This is a genomic window from Pseudarthrobacter cellobiosi (genome assembly GCF_023913815.1).
Classification (GTDB): Bacteria; Actinomycetota; Actinomycetes; order Actinomycetales; family Micrococcaceae; genus Arthrobacter; species Arthrobacter cellobiosi.
The window spans coordinates 140,285-158,047 of the sequence record NZ_JAMXBK010000026.1 but is presented as its reverse complement, the minus strand read 5'-3'; the positions used below and the strand labels follow the sequence as shown (position 1 = coordinate 158,047).

Below are 17,763 nucleotides of genomic sequence, written 5' to 3'. Positions count from 1 at the left end.
CGGACACTATTTGATGGGGAGGCCAAGGTATTTTCCTTCGGCGATCTGTTTCACCCGTTCGGACCACGGCACGAACGAAGCAACATTCTCCGGTGTGACAATTGCTACATCCATCTGGTAGAAGTGCCCGATCGGCTTCTTTTCCACCACTGAGGTTTGGATGAGACGGCCCAAGGTTTGGCCGACTTCTACTGGCTTGTAGTCCCACGTTGCATCGATGCTTCCGTTCTTCACGGCATCGAGTCCGTCCTGGCTGGCGTTAAAGCCGGTCACAACAACGTTCTTGGACTTGGCGGCGGCAGAGGCCGCGGCTGCCGCGCCGATGGCGCTGGGATCGTTGTACGTATAGATGGCGGACAGAGTCGAGTACTGGGTCAGGAAGGCTTCGGCCAACGGCCGCGCTCCAGCGGCGTCGTCAGTCGGGTTGCCTTTTTGACCGGCAAAAGCCAGCCCATTGTGCGCCTTCAGCTGCTCCTTGAACTGGTCCAGAAGGTAGATGTTTGTGGTCACCGGGGCCGCGATGCCGATCGCGCCGACTTCACCGGTGCCACCCGTCTTTTCCGCGATGAATTTGGCTGCCTCCTGAGCCTGCTGCTTCCGTCCGGTCACTACCTCGGCCCGAATGGGGGCAAGGGCCTCGGCGCCGGCGTCTTCCATCAGCGCATCATGGGCAAACAGCGGGATGCCGGCCTTGTCCGCCCGGCCAAGCACACTCTTCAGCGTGGGAAAGTCCAAGGGAAACACCATAATGGCGTCGACCTTCTGCGTGATGAACTGGTCAATGTCCCCGATCTGCTTGTCGATGCTCAACTGGCTGTCAGCCGTGATGAGTTTGCCGCCGTGCTGTTCGAGCTCGGCCCGGAGGCCTTCGGCAATGCCCTGGATGGTCGAGTTCTGCGCCGTCGGCAGGGTCATTCCCACTGTGAAGACATGCTGTCCGGAGGTGGTGCCGGCGTTCGTGGTCCCACCGCAGGCCGACAGGGCGAGGGACAGGGTCGCGGCGAGAGCAGCTGCGGCTAGGTAACTTTTTTTGCGGAACATGTTGTCCGTCCTTAATAGGTTTAATCTTGATTTCGGAAATGCCCCTGGAATTTGATAGTCCTTCAAGAGGAATACATTCAGAACGGCATTTTCCGCAGAGTCCGACGCTGAAGTCGTCGAAGAAGCTGCAAATACTTCGAGGTGCGGGGCTATTAATTCGAGCGCACCGGCTAGGGTGATGAAAGTACATCAGGAGACGGGGTGTCTCAACAAGGGGTTATAGGTATCGATTAGCGGAGAATTGATAAGCGCAACTTATCAATCTGACAATGCAAACCACTAAGCACTGATTGGGAATTCTTGATCCAATATTTCAAGAAACCGTGAAATGGCTGGCAGGTCGTTTCCGACCCTCCAAGCGGCCACAAGGTTCATCGGGATAATCGGACTCGACAGGGGCCGGATCACGGCGCCGTCGACCCGCACGTGGCTCACGGAATTTGGCACCAGTGCCATTCCCAGGCCAGCCGCGACCAGACTGACCATAACTGAGGTCGCATCGACTTCCTGGTGTACAACCGCCTCAAAGCCGGCCTGTTGATACGCGCTCGAAACGATGGTGAATGTGGCTGGGTCGGCACTGGGGCTGTATTGGATGAACGACTCATTGGCCATGTGTGCCAAGTCGATCGACTCTTCGCCTGCCAGCGGGTGGGAGGCAGGAATGAGGAGCGAAAGGTAATCGGTCCGTACAATCCTCTGATGGAACTCTTCGGAAATGGGGGGCCGCAGGAATCCAATATCGATGGCGTTTGACCGTAGCGCTTCGATCTGACTAGCTGTGGCCATCTCGCCGCGCAGCACCAGCGAAACCCCGCTCATCTTTTCCCCGACGGCGCGCGCGATCCGTGGAAGAAGATCGTAGGTCGCCGAACCCGTGAACCCCAGGGTGAGTCTTCCCGTCTCGCCGGTGGCCACTCTTGCCACAAGATCCTTCACGGACTCCACGTTCGTCAGAATCTCCAGGGCATGTTTCCTGAGTGAAGCCCCAGCGAGCGTCAGTTCCACCTTTCTTGTGGTCCTGATGAAGAGTTCTACATTGAGTTCTTTTTCGAGTAGGCGCACTTGCTGGCTGAGAGCCGGCTGCGCAATATGAAGTCGCTTCGCCGCGCGGTTGAAGTGCAGTTCCTCCGCCAGGACCAGAAAGTACCTGAGGTGCCGGATCTCCATTGATCGCCTCCACGCAGTTGGATTCTGAGCCGGTTGGTGAACCTTTTGTCAGATGCCCAGAGGATCCAGGGTGAAGTTGTAGGACACCTCGTTTCCTGTTCCGTCAGCCTTCTGGCTCGGAGCGATGATCAGCTCGGGCTTCACTGCTGTGGCGATGTCATCGTCGAGATGTTCGTCCCCTTGGAAATAGAGCTGGGCCGTCAGAAGTTCGTGTCCGGGTGCAGAGACTTTGAGGTGGAGGTGGGCCGGACGCCACGCGTGCCAGCCGGCGGCCTCGATCAGTCTGCCGCAGGAACCGTCAGTCGGGATTTGGTAGGGTGCCGGCTGAACGGTGTTGATTTCGAAATGGCCGTTGTCATCGGTGATGATGGTTCCGCGCAGGTTCCACTCCGGCAGTCCGGGTGCATACTGCGAGTAGAACCCGAAGTCATCTGCATGCCAGAGTTCGATTTTGGCGCCGGGTAACGCATGGCCGCTGACATCGGTGACTTGTCCCTGGAAGAGCAGGGGGGTTCCGGGCTCGTCTTCGCGCATCGGCAGGGTGCACACTGCCGCCAGTTTGGGGGAGCCGGGTACATAATATGGCCCCTCGATGGATCCCTTGGAACCTTCGCGGTGGTCGGTCGCAACCTCCTCCACCACGTGTTCAACCCAGACATCCATGAACAGCGGCCACTCGCCGTCCTCACCAACCTGGATCAGCCACCCCTTCACGGCCTGATATTCGTCGTAGGTGACCTTGTGCCGGCGGATCACATCATGGACCGCGGTCAGCACCTCCGTCGCCAGTTGGCTAACCCTTTCCTTGGGTGTCTCCAGGTTGGTGCCATGGTTCTCAATAAAGCGTTCAGTGGCCTTTTCCCCGGACTCGGCGGCCGTGGCTTTAACTTCGGTGACTTCTTGTGACATTGCTAATTCCTCAGACTTTCTGTGGTTGGTTCTCCGATAAGGGTTTTGAGCGGCTGGTCGGTGTCAGCGGCTCTGAAGCGATCGATGGTCGATCCCAGAGTCAGTGCTCGTTTGGCGGCCATGAAGTCGTGGGGACTGTTCACGGCGTCTGCGGCGATGAAGTGTCCGTCGCGGTAGTAAAGGACGGTGAAGTGTTCGGTGTCAGGCTCCCCCCGGACAAGGAAATCGTCGTATCCGTTGGAAAGCCCTGCGATCTGCAGTTTTAGGTCTCCCTGGTCCGACCAGAACCAGGGAACAGCGGGTGCGGCGGGCGGTTCACCTAAGAGGCTTGAGGCCGCCGTTTTGGCCTGGTCCACGGCATTTTGGACTGATTCCAGGCGGATGCTTTCGGCGGGGTAGCGGGGGTGGGGCTGGATGGTGCAGTCGCCGGCAGCGACGATGCCCGGGTTGCTGGTGCGTGCGCCGTTGTCGACGATGATTCCGCGGTCGCATGCCAGGCCGAGTTTTTCGGCTAGTTCCGTGCGGGGTTCGACGCCGATACCGACGATGACGAGGTCTGCCGGGATGATTGTCCCGTTGGACAGTTCTACGCCGGAGACCTTCTTGTCGCTGCCATGCAGCGCCGTGACGCCGGATCCGAGGATGATGTGGATGCCGCGCTTCTCGTGGGCCTTCTTGTAGAAGTCAGAGATGGGAGGGGCAGCGACCCGCTGAAGGAGTCGGTCAAATGTTTCAACGACAGTGACGGCCAGTCCTCGTTGGCGGGCAACCGCGGCGGCTTCGAGCCCGATGAATCCGCCGCCGATGACCACGACGCGGCTGGCTTTGGCCAGTCTGGTGCGCAGGCTCCGGGCATCAGGGATGCCGCGGAGGTAGCAGATACCGTCAAGATCCTTGCCCGGCAGGTTCAGTTTGCGGGGCCGGGATCCGGTGGTGAGGGCGAGCTTGGTGAAGGATATGGCGTGGTCGCGGGAAGTTGTCGCTACGCCGCCGTGTCCTTCCTCGTGAAGGGCGATATCGGTGATGCGGGTGCCGGGCAGGACATCGATCTCGTTTTTCGAGTAGAACTCCTCCGTCCGCAGTGCAAGATTTACCTCGTCCATATCACCGCTCAGGAAGGCTTTGGAGAGTGGCGGTCGCTGGTACGGGGCGTGGTCCTCCGAACCGATAAGGGTCACGGGATCGGTGTAACCCTTTTGGCGGAGGGAGACTGCAAGCTGTAGTCCGGCTTCGCCGGCACCGACGATGAGTGTGCCGGCAGTGCGGCTTCCGGGGCGCTGGTTGGTCATGGATTTCTCACTGTTCTGGAGCGATGTCGATTTCAAGGCCGTCGAGTTCGTCGGTCATGCGGATCTGGCAGGAGAGCCGGCTGGTGGGTCTACGTTCGGCGGCTGCATCGTCCAGCATTTCGTCTTCAAAATCGTCCGCCGGGCCGGTCATGCCAATGCATGATTCGGCGATGTAGACGTGGCACGTGGCACAGGAGAGAGCTCCGCCGCACTCTGCGACGATGCCCTGCACTCCATGTTTTACGGCCGTTTCCATCACTGATGCGCCGAGACGGGCATCGAGGGTGTGTTCGCTTCCGTCCGGAGAACGGAGAATGATCTTTGGCATGGGGCTTAGTCCTACTTATCGGTCCGGAGCGTGCCGGCACCTCCCGGTACGGGGCGGTGCCGGCACGCGGCAGCACTGTTGGAACGGATCAGAACAACTCGAAGTATTCGCGGTGCTCCCAGTCCGTCACGCCGTTGACGTACTCCTCGGCGTTGGGGTTCTCGGCTATCCAGGCGCCGTGACGGGACACCTCGCTCCGCTTGATGGCGACGAGGTAGTCGATGAACGCGTCGCCGAAAGCTTCCCGGTAGAAGGTGTCGGCCTCCAACGCATCGATTGCCTCCGTCAGTGTCGTCGGCAGTTGCGCAACGTCCTGGCTGTAGGGGTCTTCGCTGAGCGGGCCAGGTTCGGTCTTGTTCAGGATTCCGTCCAGACCAGCGGCTGCTTGGGCGGCCATGTAGAGGTACGGGTTGGCGGCGGAATCACCCACGCGGTTCTCGACGTGCGATGAGCGGTCACCGGGGGCTGAGATCACACGCATCATTGCTGCGCGGTTGTCCTGGCCCCAGGTCAGCCGATCGGGTGCAAGCGAATACGGCCGGCGGCGGCGGTAACCGTTGATGGTGGGCGTAGTGAACACGGAGGCGGCAATGCCGTGTTTCAGGGTGCCGCCGACATAGTTCTGTCCCAGGCCGGACAACGGCTCGTCCAGGAACGGCACCATCAGGTTCTCGCCTGTCTCCAGGTCGACGACGGATGTGTGCAGGTGCCATCCGCTGGCATAGAACCCCTCGATGGCTGGCGTGCACATGAACGATGCGAGGTGTCCGTGGCGCTTGGAAATCTGCTTGACCGTCATCCGGAACAGCACCGCGGCGTCGGCGGCGGCCAGGGCGTCGAGGATGTCGAATGTGGTCTCCACCTGGCTGGGTGCCCACTCGTCATCAAGGGTACGCAACGGCAGACCCATGGATACGAGCGCCTTACGGATCGGCCGCAGGATGTCATCGATCTCGTCCAGATGATCGGTGAGCAAGTAGTTGTACCCTCGGGCGACGGGTGCCACCTTCGGTGGATCAGCCGGTGACCCCGGTGCGCCGAGAGATCCGTTCTGGAGCATGTCGTCGACGATTTTCGTCAGGTACCATTCCATTTCGATGCCGGCAATCAGCCGGTAACCGTTCTCGGCCATCTTGTTGAGCGTCTGTTTCAGGATCGAGCGAGGGGCGAAGGGGAACAGTTCACCGTTTGACATGTACAAGTCACAGATGACGACGGCGGTTTCTTCGACCCACGGCAGGACCTTGAAGGTGCCGGGGTCCGGGACCATCTTGACGTTGGGGCTTCCGCCGAGACCTTCTATGGCGAATCCGCCGTTAGCGGAGAACGGGTTCATGACGATCGCGTTGGCCGTATCAAAAAAGAACGGTGCCATGGTGATGTCGATTCCGGATTCCAGTGCTGCCAAGTAGGCGTCCTTGGTCAGGGACTTACCACGGAGCAGGCCGTGCTGGTCGGGGAAGACGAGCCGGACGATCTCGATGCCCTCGGTGTTCAGGGCCTGTCGGCTGCGTTCTGCGGCCTCCAGCTGCTCCTCGTTGTAGAGGCCGTGTTTCTGGATGAACTTACTGCTACTGGTCATGACGCTCCTTAAAGTTGGCACAGCGGTTGAAGCGCTGTTGCGCTGCCGGGGTTGAGTGTTTCTAGAAATTCTTGGTGTTGGCGAGCCAGCCGCCGACGACCCGTTGGGCCTCGGCCCAGGCCGCGTCGTGTGCCGACACTGCCTCGGCCACGAGACCGTCAACGTCGACGCCGTGGTCCCGCAGTTTCGTTTCCTCTACGGAGACTAATTGCCGGACTCCCGCCGGGGAGATTTCCGGATGGAACTGGATGGCCAGTGCCGACCCGAGGCGCCACGCCTGGGGGTACTGGCTCGAAGTGGCGAGCAGTTCGGCTTCGGCCGGCAACACGAACGTGTCTGTATGGAAGGAGAAGAACCGGCCCTGAAGCCCGACGGGTTCTCTCCCCGACTGGTCCGGTGCGGGCAGGACATCGATGAATCCGCATTCCAGCCCCTGGGTGCCAGGGATCGCCTGGCCTCCGAGGGCTTTTGCCAGGATTTGTGCGCCCAGACAGATTCCCAACACGGGAACGTGTTCCTGAACCGCCCGCCGCAGAAACTTCTGTTCGTCGATGAGGAACGGATGCTCCGTGTCCTCATAGGCGCTCTGCGGACCGCCGAGGCAGATTACCGCCGCCGCGTTTTCCGGCTCCGGCAGCAGTTCGCCTGCAAACGGCCGGACCAGCACCGGTTCCATGCCCTGCTCCCGGATGAGCTGGTTTGTCCAGGACAAGTCCGCGCCGTCAAAGTGGGTGATCACCAGGACCTCGCGGCCGAACGTGCTCATGGCTGGGGCCTTGGTTCTATCCTGGACTGCCAAGGCCGCCAATGGTCAGTTCCGGCTAAGGCCCGCATGAGCTCTGTGGCGCTGGCCCGGTCCAGAGCCAGCCAGGAATCGTCTGGTATGACCCCGTATGGAGTGAAATCCCAGATTTTCAGCCGTTTGACCTCGGCTACAACGGGCTGCATGCTTGCGGCCTCGCGCTCCAGGCGCCGTACCTTCTGCTGCAACATGCCGTTTTCCCGTCGCAGCGACTCCAGTTCAGCGGATTGTTGGTTGTGCTCAGTCATTTCTTCGCCGACCCTAGAAAACCAGCGTGAGGTTCTCATGGATGTGTTCGGAGTCCAGCAGGTTGGCCTGCTTGAGCCGGATACGCCAGCCTGCGTCCCCGGCGGTCAGCACGTGCCCGTACCATCCGCTGTAGGTCTTGTGGACCCCGGCGCGGAACTCGTTGACGATGAAGTTGGACCGGATGAAACGCAGCCCCTTGGAGGGTTCGTCCAGAACTTCTACATTGGTGATGACCCGGCGGGTCCGGGACTGCGGTATCTGGCTAAAGGCCAGCCCTGTCCGGAGCCAATAGACCCTGTCGGTGAGTCGGCGGCAGTCATCAAAGGCATGTGAGACTTCCAAACGGGGGTTCCCTCCGCCCGGAGTGATGGGCACCCAGTAAAGGCAATCCGCGCTGAAAAGTTCGAGCCAATCGTTAAAGCGGCCCTCATCGATGAGGCGTGCCTCTTGGGCCAGAAATCCTTCGCCCCGCCGGGCAATTTCGACGGCGGCTACGGGCCAGTCGGAGTTGAGAACGTCCCTGAAGTTGTCCAGATCCGCGTAAAACGATTCGTTCACATGGTACGACCAGCTCGACGTATCGGAGTAGTCCTGGATTTTCTGGCTCATTTGGCTTCTCCGTTCATCAGACGCAACCATTCTTCGTAGTAACCGCGCATGTGGATTTCATCGGTCACGGCAGTGACGATGACACCGTTTTCGTCCATGGTTTGCCAGCCGTCCACGTTCAGACCGCGGTTCATGAGGATCCATTCCTCTTCAGAGACGGCAAGTCCCCGCTGGACCTCTTCGAAATTGGCCTGGTCATCAGGTTCGCCGAAGGCCGGGAAATCTTCCTGGGTGCGCATGCGCATCGTGTTGACTTCTTCGGGTACGCCGCCGATCGATGTTGCATTCCATGTCAGCTGTGTCCGTTCCACACCCAGTGGCTCGATCACCTGGATCTGGTTCCCGATGAGCAGAAGGTTCGGGAAGATGCTCAAATTGATCTGGGCACCGGCGCTGACATCCAGAAGCCGGTCGGCGTCCTCCGGGTACTTGCTGCGGATCATCTCCTCGAACTTTTCCCGCCCGGGCTGGGGACGCTGATTTGCCCAGATACTGCCCGGACCTTCAAAGTTTGGCCGCTGGTCGATGACGCTGTGGCCGTTGCCCAGCGAGTAGACCTTCATGGGGCCGTCGTCGGGGGTCTTGCCGAAGTAGGACATGTCTTTGCTGTCGCCCATTCGCGACGCCATCTCCAGCAGCGAACGATGGGAAAACGAAGGGTGGTAGCCGTCCCCCGCATTGTCGAAGGCAAGCTTCCAATTGCCGCGGTAGCCCATGCGGTGAGCGGCGCTTCGCACGATCACCTCGCCATCCGGGGCGCGGTCGATCCAGTAGTCAAGCCAAGGCTTTGCTTCACCAAGGTAGTCGGGCAGCGACGGCGCCGACTCGCTCAGGGTACCGAAGATAAACCCGCGGTAGGACTGGACCCTGGTGACCTTGCCAAGCCCGAATTTGGATTTGTCGAAATCGGCGCCGTATCCCTGGGGCCAGGGCGCACCGACAAGCTCCCCGGTATTCTTGAAGGTCCAGCCATGATAGGGGCACTGAAAACTCTTGGCGACGCCGGCTTCCTCGCGGCAGACCGTTGCCGCGCGGTGTGCGCAACGGTTGAAGACCGCGTGCAATTCCCCGTGACGGTCGCGGGTTACGACAATCGGCCGCAGCCCCAGTTTGGTTGACACAAACGAATTGGGCTCTGGAAGCTGCGACTCATGGGCCAGGTACACCCAGGTATGGCCGAATACCTTGACCATTTCTTCGTTGAAGACGCGCTCATCGGTGTACAGGGTCCGGTGGACCCGGTCCGCTTGAACATAGCCGTCCCACGCTCTTTCGCGTGTTGCCTCAGCCTTATAGCGTGAGATTTCGGGGGAAACAACCATCAGAATGCCTCCTCAATGTGAACCAGAAGTCTGGTTGGCAGATGGGTTGCAACCGAGCGTAGGGCCCCCATTTTAGGTCCGTCTACAGTCTTGTTTGTTATTTCCCTCAGGGAAATAAGCCGTGCGAATAGTTTCCCGTACTGCATAGTGGGCTATTGAGTGTTGGTGAACATCTCCTGAGGCTTGGCAATCTCCGTTTCGGCGACAATCACGGCAGCGCGCAGCGCCTCCGCGTATTCCGGGATTCTCTTCCGGTTGAAGCGGATGCTTGGGATAGCAACTGAGATGGCGGCAACCGGATAGCCCGCCGGATCCTTCACACAGGCAGCGATACCGGCAATGCCTTGAGCAGCCTCCTCCTGGTTCAATGCGTAGCCCTCCTGGCGGACGGTGACGAGGTGCCGCTTGAGGGACTGCAGGGTAGTGATCCTGGCTGAACGCCACGGGATGAGGCCATCGGCATGGATGGAGTCCAGCTCGGTGCGTCCCAGCTCGGCAAGCAGCGCTTTGCCGCCTGCCGACGAGTAAGCCGGCACAAGGTCCCAGACGCCGGTTCGCACACTTAGCGGCTGGGTGCTTTCCAGTCCATCTACGTAGCTGACGCGTGGACCGTTCAGGACCCACACCTGGATTGTCTCGTTGAGTGTCCTGTTGAGCTCTTCAATGGCCGGGCGGAGAACGATCCGAAGCTGGCCCGGCGAAAGAGTGCCTTGGTGACGGCTGGCGATTTCGGTGCCTGCGCGATAGCGGCGGTCCCCATCCTGGCTTGCGAAGCCGTCGTAGCACAGCGCCACCAACAGGCGGTAAGCAGTTGAGGGGACCACCTCCAGCAATTCGGCGGCATCCTTCACCGCCAGGGATCTTCCTGCACGCAACACCTTGATCAACTGCAAGGCCCTGTGGACGGAATCTAGCGGGGGAGTCTGTTCGTCATTTCGCATAGGGAAATAATGACAGAAATTATTGTCGCATGGGAAATGCACTTGTACAGTTTTCTCATCCGATGCCAGTGATTGGCGTCACAACTCCGGCTTCGGTCTCCCGTGCCTCGCCCACGGCCGACGCAGTCGGCTTAGACAGGCTCGGTCACTCGCTTTCACGTCGACAAGTGCAGACGCTGCAGCTGCGTCCTCAGTGCGTGATCAAAAAGGCATTCCTCACCGAATGCGAAAGGTGGACAAGTGCCCAACTCTCTATCAGAGCGAAACCGCAGATGGGATCTGCTCAACAAATCCATGCAGGAAAACGACGTCGATGCACTCATTTTTGCGGCCAATGATTACCGCGGCCACAAAGGGGCGCTGCGGTACGTTGCCGACTACAACCTTTTGCACCGTTCCGGCAACGCCGTCATGTTCAAGGATGAGGAGCCGGTCGTGGTTCTGTCCGGGAACCTGGTCGGAGCCCGCAAACCGGCTTCGGGGTGGGTCAGCGACTATCGGTGCCCCGGAACCATTGCCAGTGGCCTGGTGGATGCCCTCAAGCGCCGAAAGACGTTCTCCAGGGTCGGCATTATCGGACTTGGCCAGATCATGAAGGTCGACGAGTACCTGGCTCTGACCTCCGCATATCCGCAGGTGGAATTTATCGACTACTCCGCACAGTTTGAACTGATCCGCGCCATCAAAAGTGCTGCGGAAATCCAGGGAGCCCAGGAATCCGCCTACATCCTGGACCAGTGCTTCAGCCGGTTGCTGGAAATTGCCCGCCCCGGAATAACAGAACGGGAAATCGGCGCCGAGATGTACAAGGTAGGACACATGCTCGGTGGCGAAGACCCGCTGTTCCTGACCATGTATACAGAGACCGACGGCGATCAGACCAACGCCACGTTCGGCCCGCCACGGGACCGCGTTCTTAACGCCCATGACGTTCACACCTTTTCGTTTGAAATCGTGGGCCCAAAAGGCTACTGGACCGAGCTGTCCCGGATGGTCACCTTTGCCCCGCCCACGGATGATACCGACCGAATGGCTCGTGCTGTCACTAAGGGCCTCGCTGCCGCGGCCAGGGAAATGACACCGGGCGCTTCTCCCTCAAAGGTCCAACGAGCCGTGCTGCATGCGATCGAATCCGAAGGCGCGAGCTCCTCCTATTGGTCCGGGCATTCGTTGGGCCTGGACGTTTTGGAACATCCATGGATCGGCCTGGATGTCGTCGAGGACGGAACACAGTCAGAGGACACCATGTTGCAGGCCGGCTATCTGCTGGCCGTGCACCCCATGGTGCGGGACGACGCTGCGAAGACCACCGGCTACATGGCCGATTCCTTCGTCATCGAGGATTCCGGGAGCCGCAAACTCTCCGAGCACGCCACTGGTTTGTACCGACTTTCGAAAGGTGAAGTAAATGTCAACGAATATTGAGAACAACATCGACGCGATCACCGCGTCTGTTCTCCAGCGTCGCGTAGACGCCATTGCCAAGGAAATGGCGACCATGCTCATGCGCTCCTCCCGATCACCGATCTTCAACGAAATCGGCGACCTGGTGACCGTGGTCTTCGACAAGGACGGCAACACCCTGGCCCAGGCCGAGTTCGCGGCCATCATCGCCTTTGGTGCCCACCCGGCGCTTGAATACATCATCAAGTACTACGGGGACGACATCTACGAAGGCGATGTCATTATCCACAACGACGTCTACCATGGTGGCAATCAAAACGCGGACACCGGCATTTTCATGCCGATTTTCTCCCAAGGACAGTTGGTCGGGTGGACTGCGGCCAAGGGCCATATGGCCGATATCGGGGGGATGACGGCCGGCGGTTACGACCCTAACGCCCGGGACATATGGCAGGAGGCCCTGCGCATCCCTCCAGTGAAGGTGGCGGAGAAGGGCGTCTTCCGCAAGGACGTCTGGGACTTCATCTCGGCCAACATCCGCTTCGATTTCGTCATGGAAGACGTCAAGTCCATGATCGGCTGCTGCACCATCGGCGGCCGACGGCTGGTCGAACTGATTGAAAGATATACACTGCCGGTCTACGACAACCATATGAACTACATCCTGGAGAGTTCCGCACGCCAGGTGCGGGCCGAAGTAAGCCGTTGGGTGGACGGGCACTATTACGGTGAAAGCTGGATGGTATCCGACGGCTTCGATACCACCAAGCGCTACAAGGTTGCCTGCAACATCGAGATCAAGGGCGACGAAATCACGTTTGACTTCTCCGAAAGCGACGATCAGGCACCCGGAATCACGAATATGCCCCCGGCCTCGGCCAAGGGCGCCGTGCGCATCGCGTTTCTAATGCTCTTGGCCAGCGGGGACATCAACATCCCCACTAACCAAGGGCTCTTCGAACCCATCAAAACGGTCTTCCGGGAAGGCTCAATACTGAATCCGCGTTTCCCAGCGGCCACAGTCTTCGGCAATCAGATGGCCGATGAAGTCGTTGAGTGCATCATGACGGCGCTGGCCGGCATTCTCCCGGATCGCGTTTCGGCCGGATGGAACAAGTACATGTGCACGTCCACCAACGGCGTGGACCCCCGCACGAACGAGGAATTCGGCACGCTCACCGTCTTTCAGCGGACCGGCCCCGGCGGCGTCCAGGGCACCGACGGCTGGGACGCACTAGGTTTCACGGGCACCGCTGGACAGATGCGAGCCCCTGACCCGGAGATGTTTGAACTGACGTCCCCGCACTTTCTGGAATACCACGAGTATCTGCCAGATTCAGCCGGTGCCGGCGAATTCCGTGGCGGTATGGGGACACGTTCCGCGTGGATCAGCTACGGGGAGAACCAGCACGGCGTGACCCTGGGTGACAACGTCCGCTCCGAGGGTGCGGTTCCGGCGCGAGGTCTCTTCGGCGGCAAAGACTCCGGCCTCAATGACATGACTGTCACTTTCCCGGACGGCACTTCCCATATGTGGGGGTCCAAAGAAATCATCGCTCTACCCTCGGGTACCCGCATCGAGTCGCTTCTCGGAGGTGGCGCCGGATACGGCGACCCATTCAACCGGCCAGCCGAGAAAGTCCTGGCCGAAGTCCGGGACGGCATCGTCTCCGCAGAGAAAGCCCGCTCGGAATACGGCGTCGTTCTCACCGCCGACGGGGCCGCCGTCGACACAGCACAGACCACAGCGCTCCGCGCAGAAGCTTAGTTGGAAGGTCAATTACCATGAGCATCAGAATCGGTATCGACGTAGGCGGCACATTCACCGACTTTCTCGTCATCTACCCCGAAGGCCAACGGCGCATCCACAAGACCAGTTCGGTCCCTTCGGACCCGCCGCTGGCGGTGTATAACGGACTGCAGGAGATCGCCGCGCTGGACAAGAAGTCCATCGAGGAATTCCTGGCCGGCGTAGAGCTAATTGTGCACGGCACCACCGTAACCACGAATGCCCTGCTCACCCGCAGAGGGCCGAAGACTGCGCTGCTGGGCACAGAAGGATTCCGGGACGTGCTGCCGATGCGTCACGGCACCCGTGAGGAGCCCTACGACAATCGCCTGGAGCAGCCGGATCCGCTGGTGCCCCGCCACCTGCGCCTCCCGGTCGGGGGCCGTTTCGACTACAAGGGCGACGAAGTCACACCCCTATCCGAGCGGGATGTGCGGGAAGCCGTCGAAATCATGCGAGAGCAGGACGTCAAGTCCGTGGCCATCTCCTTCATGCATTCGCACGCTGCTACGGCTCATGAGGACCGCGCGGCGGAGATCGTGGCGGAACTCATGCCCGATGCCTACATCACCAAGTCCTCCGAGTTGCTGGGTCAAGCCCGCTACTATGAGCGCACGAGCACTGCCGTATTGAACTCCTACGCCGGACCTATCATCAGCGGCTATTTGACCAAGCTGCTGGAGTTGCTCTCAGGGGTAAGGTTCGACGGAATTCTGTTGATGATGCAGTCCAACGGCGGAGTCGCCACCCCGGACCAGCTGGCCAAACGAGCCGCGCTGTCACTGTTGTCAGGCCCGGCCTCCGGACCCACAGCAGGGTTGCTCGTTACCGCCACACACGGCTGGGATTCCTGCATCACCGTGGACATGGGCGGCACGAGCTTCGACGCCGCGGTCGTCAAGGACAACAAGCCCCTGGTGATGACCGACGGGGAGATTGATCGCTGGTCCCTCGCCCTGCCGGCAGTGGACATCCACACGATCGGCGCGGGCGGCGGATCCATCGCGACGGTGGACGAAGGCGGCTTGCTGCGGGTTGGGCCACAGAGCGCCGGGGCCGTGCCCGGACCTGCCTGCTACCGCCGCGGGGGAGTGCATGCAACCACCACGGACGCCGACGTGGTCTTGGGATACATCGATCCGGACACTTTCATGAACGGTCAGATTGGTCTGGACCGGGAGGCCTCCATCCGGGCCATAAAGACCGATGTTGCGGATCCGTTGGGCCTCAGCGTGGAGGAAGCTGCGGCAGGTATCTATGAGATCGTCAACGTCACCATGGCAACGGGTGTGCGGGACATCACCGTTCGCCGCGGCCTGGATCCACGAGATTTCCCGATCGTCGTTGCAGGCGGCGCCGGTCCGGTGCACGCGGCGGCCATCGCCCGGGAACTGGAAATTCCTGTGCTGATCACGCCGCGCGATTCCTCCATCTTCTGCGCCGCAGGCATGCTGGTCTGCGACTTCAAACATGACTACGTCCAAAGCGCCAACCAGCGTCTGCACACCCTCAGCGGCGAGAGCTTGGTTAGCGTATGGAAAGGGATGGCGGAAGAGGGCCGAAACACACTGCTGGCCGAAGGGGTCGCTGAAACCGACATCTCCTTTATCCCTTCTCTCGACCTGCGGTACAAGGGCCAGTGGTATGAACTTAACGTTGAGGTAAACGCCTCAAATCTGGAGGCCCCCGATTTCGCGGAGTTCGCCAAAGCCTTCCACAGCGAACACGAGGTGCTTTTCGGGTACAACAACCTGGAGATGCCGATCGACTTGCTTCATATCCGTCTCTCCGCAATCGGCCACACGCCCAAGGACCGGGTGACCCTGACCGGCACCATCTCCGCCGATGCCGTTCGGGAGCCAAAGCGCCGCAACATCTGGTCTCCCAAGCAGCACCGCATGGTGGAAGTGGACGTGCACCAGGGTGGGCCGATGGGCCCGGGAGAAGAAGTGGAAGGTCCGGCCATCATCGAATTGGGCACGACCACGATTGTGGTCCTCGACGAATACAACACCGTTGTCGACAAAAACGGCTCATTTGTCATGTACCTCCGGGATCAGAAGGAAACACTCAAGGCACGATTGCGTCTCATCTGACTCCTATGTCGGGGCGATCAGCCCTTCAGTCCAAGGAGCCAGCCCTGCCCCAACATAGCTAGGCCTCCACCCCCGGTCCGGGGGCGCACCTCGACGTAGACGAACCAACTCAACAGTCCGGTTGTCGACAAAAAGCGATGCCCGGCGGTGGTCCATGCCCGGGCCCCTCCGGCAACCCTTGTGGTCCCAGCAAGAATCCAGGCGCTATCTGCTGGCTTCCCGGGGAATTCGAATGACGGACCCGTGCTAAGACCAGCATTAATCAGCCAGGAAATTGTATTTAAAGGAGAAACGCAATGACTTCTGAATTATCCCCGAAGACCCCATCACCGAGCCTCAGGCAAAAGATGGAGGACAATGTGCTGAATCCTGTCGCAGAGAACCTTCGCGTGGGTGGATGGTCCCTTCTTTCCAACACGGCAGGGGTCGGAACGACCCTCGCCATGCTGATTATTGGTGGGACCGCCAGCTATATCGTGGGTGTGCAATGGACAATTGCGATGGCGGCGGTATCGGCCATCTTTGGTGCCCTGGTCGGTACGTTCACGGCCCGGGTCAGCCAGAGTACCGGTATGTCATCGACCGTCACGATGCGCTTTCACGGCTTGGGGGCTACCGGATCCGCCCTTGCATCACTAATTTTCGCCTTCATGATTCTGGGATTTCTTGCCTTGGAGAATGTCCTTCTCTACTACGGCACGCTCTTCATGCTGGGCTGGTCGCCGAACCTTGGCAATGCCGTTCTGATTTACGGCGCCCTGACTCTGCTCTGGATCCTACTGACGATGTTTGGCATGAAAGTGGTGCAGAAGACATCGTTCTTCCTGACGATTATCGCCGGCGCGCTCATGCTGTGGGTTGGATTCCTCGCTTTCCAACAGTCGGACCTTTCCGTGGGAAGCGTGCTAAGCGCCCAGCCGTCCTCAATCGGGCCCGTCCAAATTATGGGAGTCCTGAGCAGCATGATTGGTATGGCAGGTGCGCTGGCTCTCGTGGGTGCCGACTTCGCCCGCTACGCCAAATCGCCGAAGGATGTCCGGATTATGGCCATCGGCGGCAACATCATTGTCAACTTCGGCGTGGTTTCATTGGGCGCACTGCTCTACCAGGCCGGCGACACGGTGGTTGCCCGGTTCCTGACGGACCCGGCGAATTCCGATGTTGCCGCAGCCCAGTTGGGCGGTTCAATCTTTGAGAAGGTCCAATACCTGGCCCACTCAAACCCGGGCGCTTACTTCATCATCCTCGGTGGGATCGTTGGTTTCCTGGTCATGTACGCCGCACAGATCAAGGCCCAGGTTATCAATACCTATTCCGGATCCCTCGCGCTGTCCAACCTCTTTGATGCGGTTCTGCGGAGGAAGCCCAACCGCATTCTTATGGTTGTCCTGGCCAACGTGATTGCACTTGTTTCGGTCTGGGCCAACATCCTCGGCGTGCTTCTGCAGTTCCTCGGTCTCCTCGGAATTCTGACCTTCTCGCTTGCCGCACTCGTAATCGCAGACTTCTACATCGTACGAAAGCGCAAGGCCGTCCAGACTGAGCTCGTCGAGCGATTCAATTGGTCGGGACTCATCGCCCTGGTCGTCGGATCTGGTACCTCTTATCTCTTGACCGCCACGGGAATCTTCCCCTTGGGTTTCCTCGTCACCCTCGTACTCACCCCGTTGCTGTACGTGGTCCTTCGACGGACGATCCTCCCGGAGGGATCAGGAACCGACTTCATCGAGGGAACAGCAGCTCTGAAGGAAATTGAAGGCACGGCGGACTTCGAAGATCAGAACGAAGAAGTCACAGCCCCTTGATTCCTCCCGCAGCCATTCAGGCTGATCCGCAGCTGCACCCGGGATCACGCCGGTCCTCCTGAAGGGCAGCCCTGGTTCTGCGATTCACTCACCGGGAGTTACCACCATGGGAGGTTGCCGTCTCTGAGCGGACCCCGCCGGACCGCCGGGGTCCGCTCAGAGATATCGCCGCACCAGGACGTCGGGGTGCCTGCCGCCTGGCATCGAGCCATTTTGACCCGGCCGTGACCGTCGTCATCTTCTGACGGTCAGACGCTGAAACCGTCGTGCCGGGCGGCGGAAGCAGTTTGTGCGAGGCGGCGGCAGGAGGGTCCTTCAGCGGTGGTGCCAACCGACCTCGAGACAGACAGCCGCGGAACCAAACTTCATGGCTAGGCCGAAACCCCGCGATATTTACCCGCTTCTCACTCCACGCCAAACTAGTGAC

Annotated in this window: 14 protein-coding genes; 4 read left to right on the top strand and 10 right to left on the bottom strand. The window is 60.0% G+C overall.

Annotated elements, in window-relative coordinates; translation table 11 throughout:
* Nucleotides 1-6: 6 nt before the first annotated feature.
* From NG701_RS14460 to NG701_RS14415, 10 genes are all read right to left on the bottom strand, one after another.
* Nucleotides 7-1,041 carry a sugar ABC transporter substrate-binding protein gene (locus tag NG701_RS14460; RefSeq protein WP_252568501.1) on the bottom strand — a complete coding sequence of 345 codons (1,035 nt, stop codon included), beginning with the start codon at nt 1,039-1,041 and terminating at the stop codon, nt 7-9.
* A 279-nt stretch (nt 1,042-1,320) separates the two neighbouring features.
* The gene (locus NG701_RS14455) at nt 1,321-2,211 is read right to left on the bottom strand and encodes a LysR substrate-binding domain-containing protein (RefSeq protein WP_252568500.1); all 891 of its coding nucleotides are present in this window, start codon (nt 2,209-2,211) and stop codon (nt 1,321-1,323) included.
* A 48-nt stretch (nt 2,212-2,259) separates the two neighbouring features.
* Nucleotides 2,260-3,120, bottom strand: a complete 861-nt coding sequence (gene catA / locus NG701_RS14450) for a catechol 1,2-dioxygenase (RefSeq protein ID WP_252568499.1) — start codon at nt 3,118-3,120, stop codon at nt 2,260-2,262.
* 2 nt (nt 3,121-3,122) lie between these two features.
* Entirely contained in the window at nt 3,123-4,409 is a 1,287-nt protein-coding gene (locus NG701_RS14445) for an NAD(P)/FAD-dependent oxidoreductase (RefSeq protein ID WP_252568498.1), read from the bottom strand.
* A gap of 7 nt (nt 4,410-4,416) precedes the next feature.
* Nucleotides 4,417-4,737, bottom strand: coding sequence for a 2Fe-2S iron-sulfur cluster-binding protein (locus NG701_RS14440; protein ID WP_252568497.1), 321 nt, complete (start codon nt 4,735-4,737; stop codon nt 4,417-4,419).
* Nucleotides 4,738-4,825: 88 nt separating this feature from the next.
* Nucleotides 4,826-6,319, bottom strand: coding sequence for a glutamine synthetase family protein (locus tag NG701_RS14435; RefSeq protein WP_252568496.1), 1,494 nt, complete (start codon nt 6,317-6,319; stop codon nt 4,826-4,828).
* A 61-nt stretch (nt 6,320-6,380) separates the two neighbouring features.
* Entirely contained in the window at nt 6,381-7,085 is a 705-nt protein-coding gene (locus tag NG701_RS14430) for a type 1 glutamine amidotransferase (protein ID WP_252568495.1), read from the bottom strand.
* Between the two features lie 297 nt (nt 7,086-7,382).
* Complete coding sequence (locus NG701_RS14425) at nt 7,383-7,979, bottom strand: aromatic-ring-hydroxylating dioxygenase subunit beta (protein ID WP_252568494.1); 597 nt, start codon at nt 7,977-7,979, stop codon at nt 7,383-7,385.
* A complete protein-coding gene (locus NG701_RS14420) occupies nt 7,976-9,301 on the bottom strand; it encodes an aromatic ring-hydroxylating oxygenase subunit alpha (RefSeq protein ID WP_252568493.1) in 1,326 nt (441 codons plus the stop codon). Before NG701_RS14420 ends, NG701_RS14425 begins: the two co-directional genes overlap by 4 nt.
* Before the next feature lie 152 nt (nt 9,302-9,453).
* On the bottom strand, nt 9,454-10,242 hold the full coding sequence (locus NG701_RS14415) for an IclR family transcriptional regulator (RefSeq protein ID WP_252568492.1): 789 nt from the start codon (nt 10,240-10,242) through the stop codon (nt 9,454-9,456).
* A gap of 240 nt (nt 10,243-10,482) precedes the next feature.
* Here NG701_RS14415 and NG701_RS14410 point away from each other — a divergent pair, with 240 nt between their 5' ends.
* From NG701_RS14410 to NG701_RS14395, 4 genes are all read left to right on the top strand, one after another.
* A complete protein-coding gene (locus NG701_RS14410) occupies nt 10,483-11,667 on the top strand; it encodes a M24 family metallopeptidase (protein ID WP_252568491.1) in 1,185 nt (394 codons plus the stop codon).
* On the top strand, nt 11,651-13,414 hold the full coding sequence (locus NG701_RS14405) for a hydantoinase B/oxoprolinase family protein (RefSeq protein ID WP_252568490.1): 1,764 nt from the start codon (nt 11,651-11,653) through the stop codon (nt 13,412-13,414). Before NG701_RS14410 ends, NG701_RS14405 begins: the two co-directional genes overlap by 17 nt.
* Nucleotides 13,415-13,431: 17 nt before the next feature.
* Nucleotides 13,432-15,531 carry a hydantoinase/oxoprolinase family protein gene (locus tag NG701_RS14400; RefSeq protein ID WP_252568489.1) on the top strand — a complete coding sequence of 700 codons (2,100 nt, stop codon included), beginning with the start codon at nt 13,432-13,434 and terminating at the stop codon, nt 15,529-15,531.
* 296 nt (nt 15,532-15,827) lie between these two features.
* On the top strand, nt 15,828-17,336 hold the full coding sequence (locus NG701_RS14395) for a purine-cytosine permease family protein (RefSeq protein ID WP_252568488.1): 1,509 nt from the start codon (nt 15,828-15,830) through the stop codon (nt 17,334-17,336).
* The last annotated feature ends 427 nt before the right edge of the window (nt 17,337-17,763 follow it).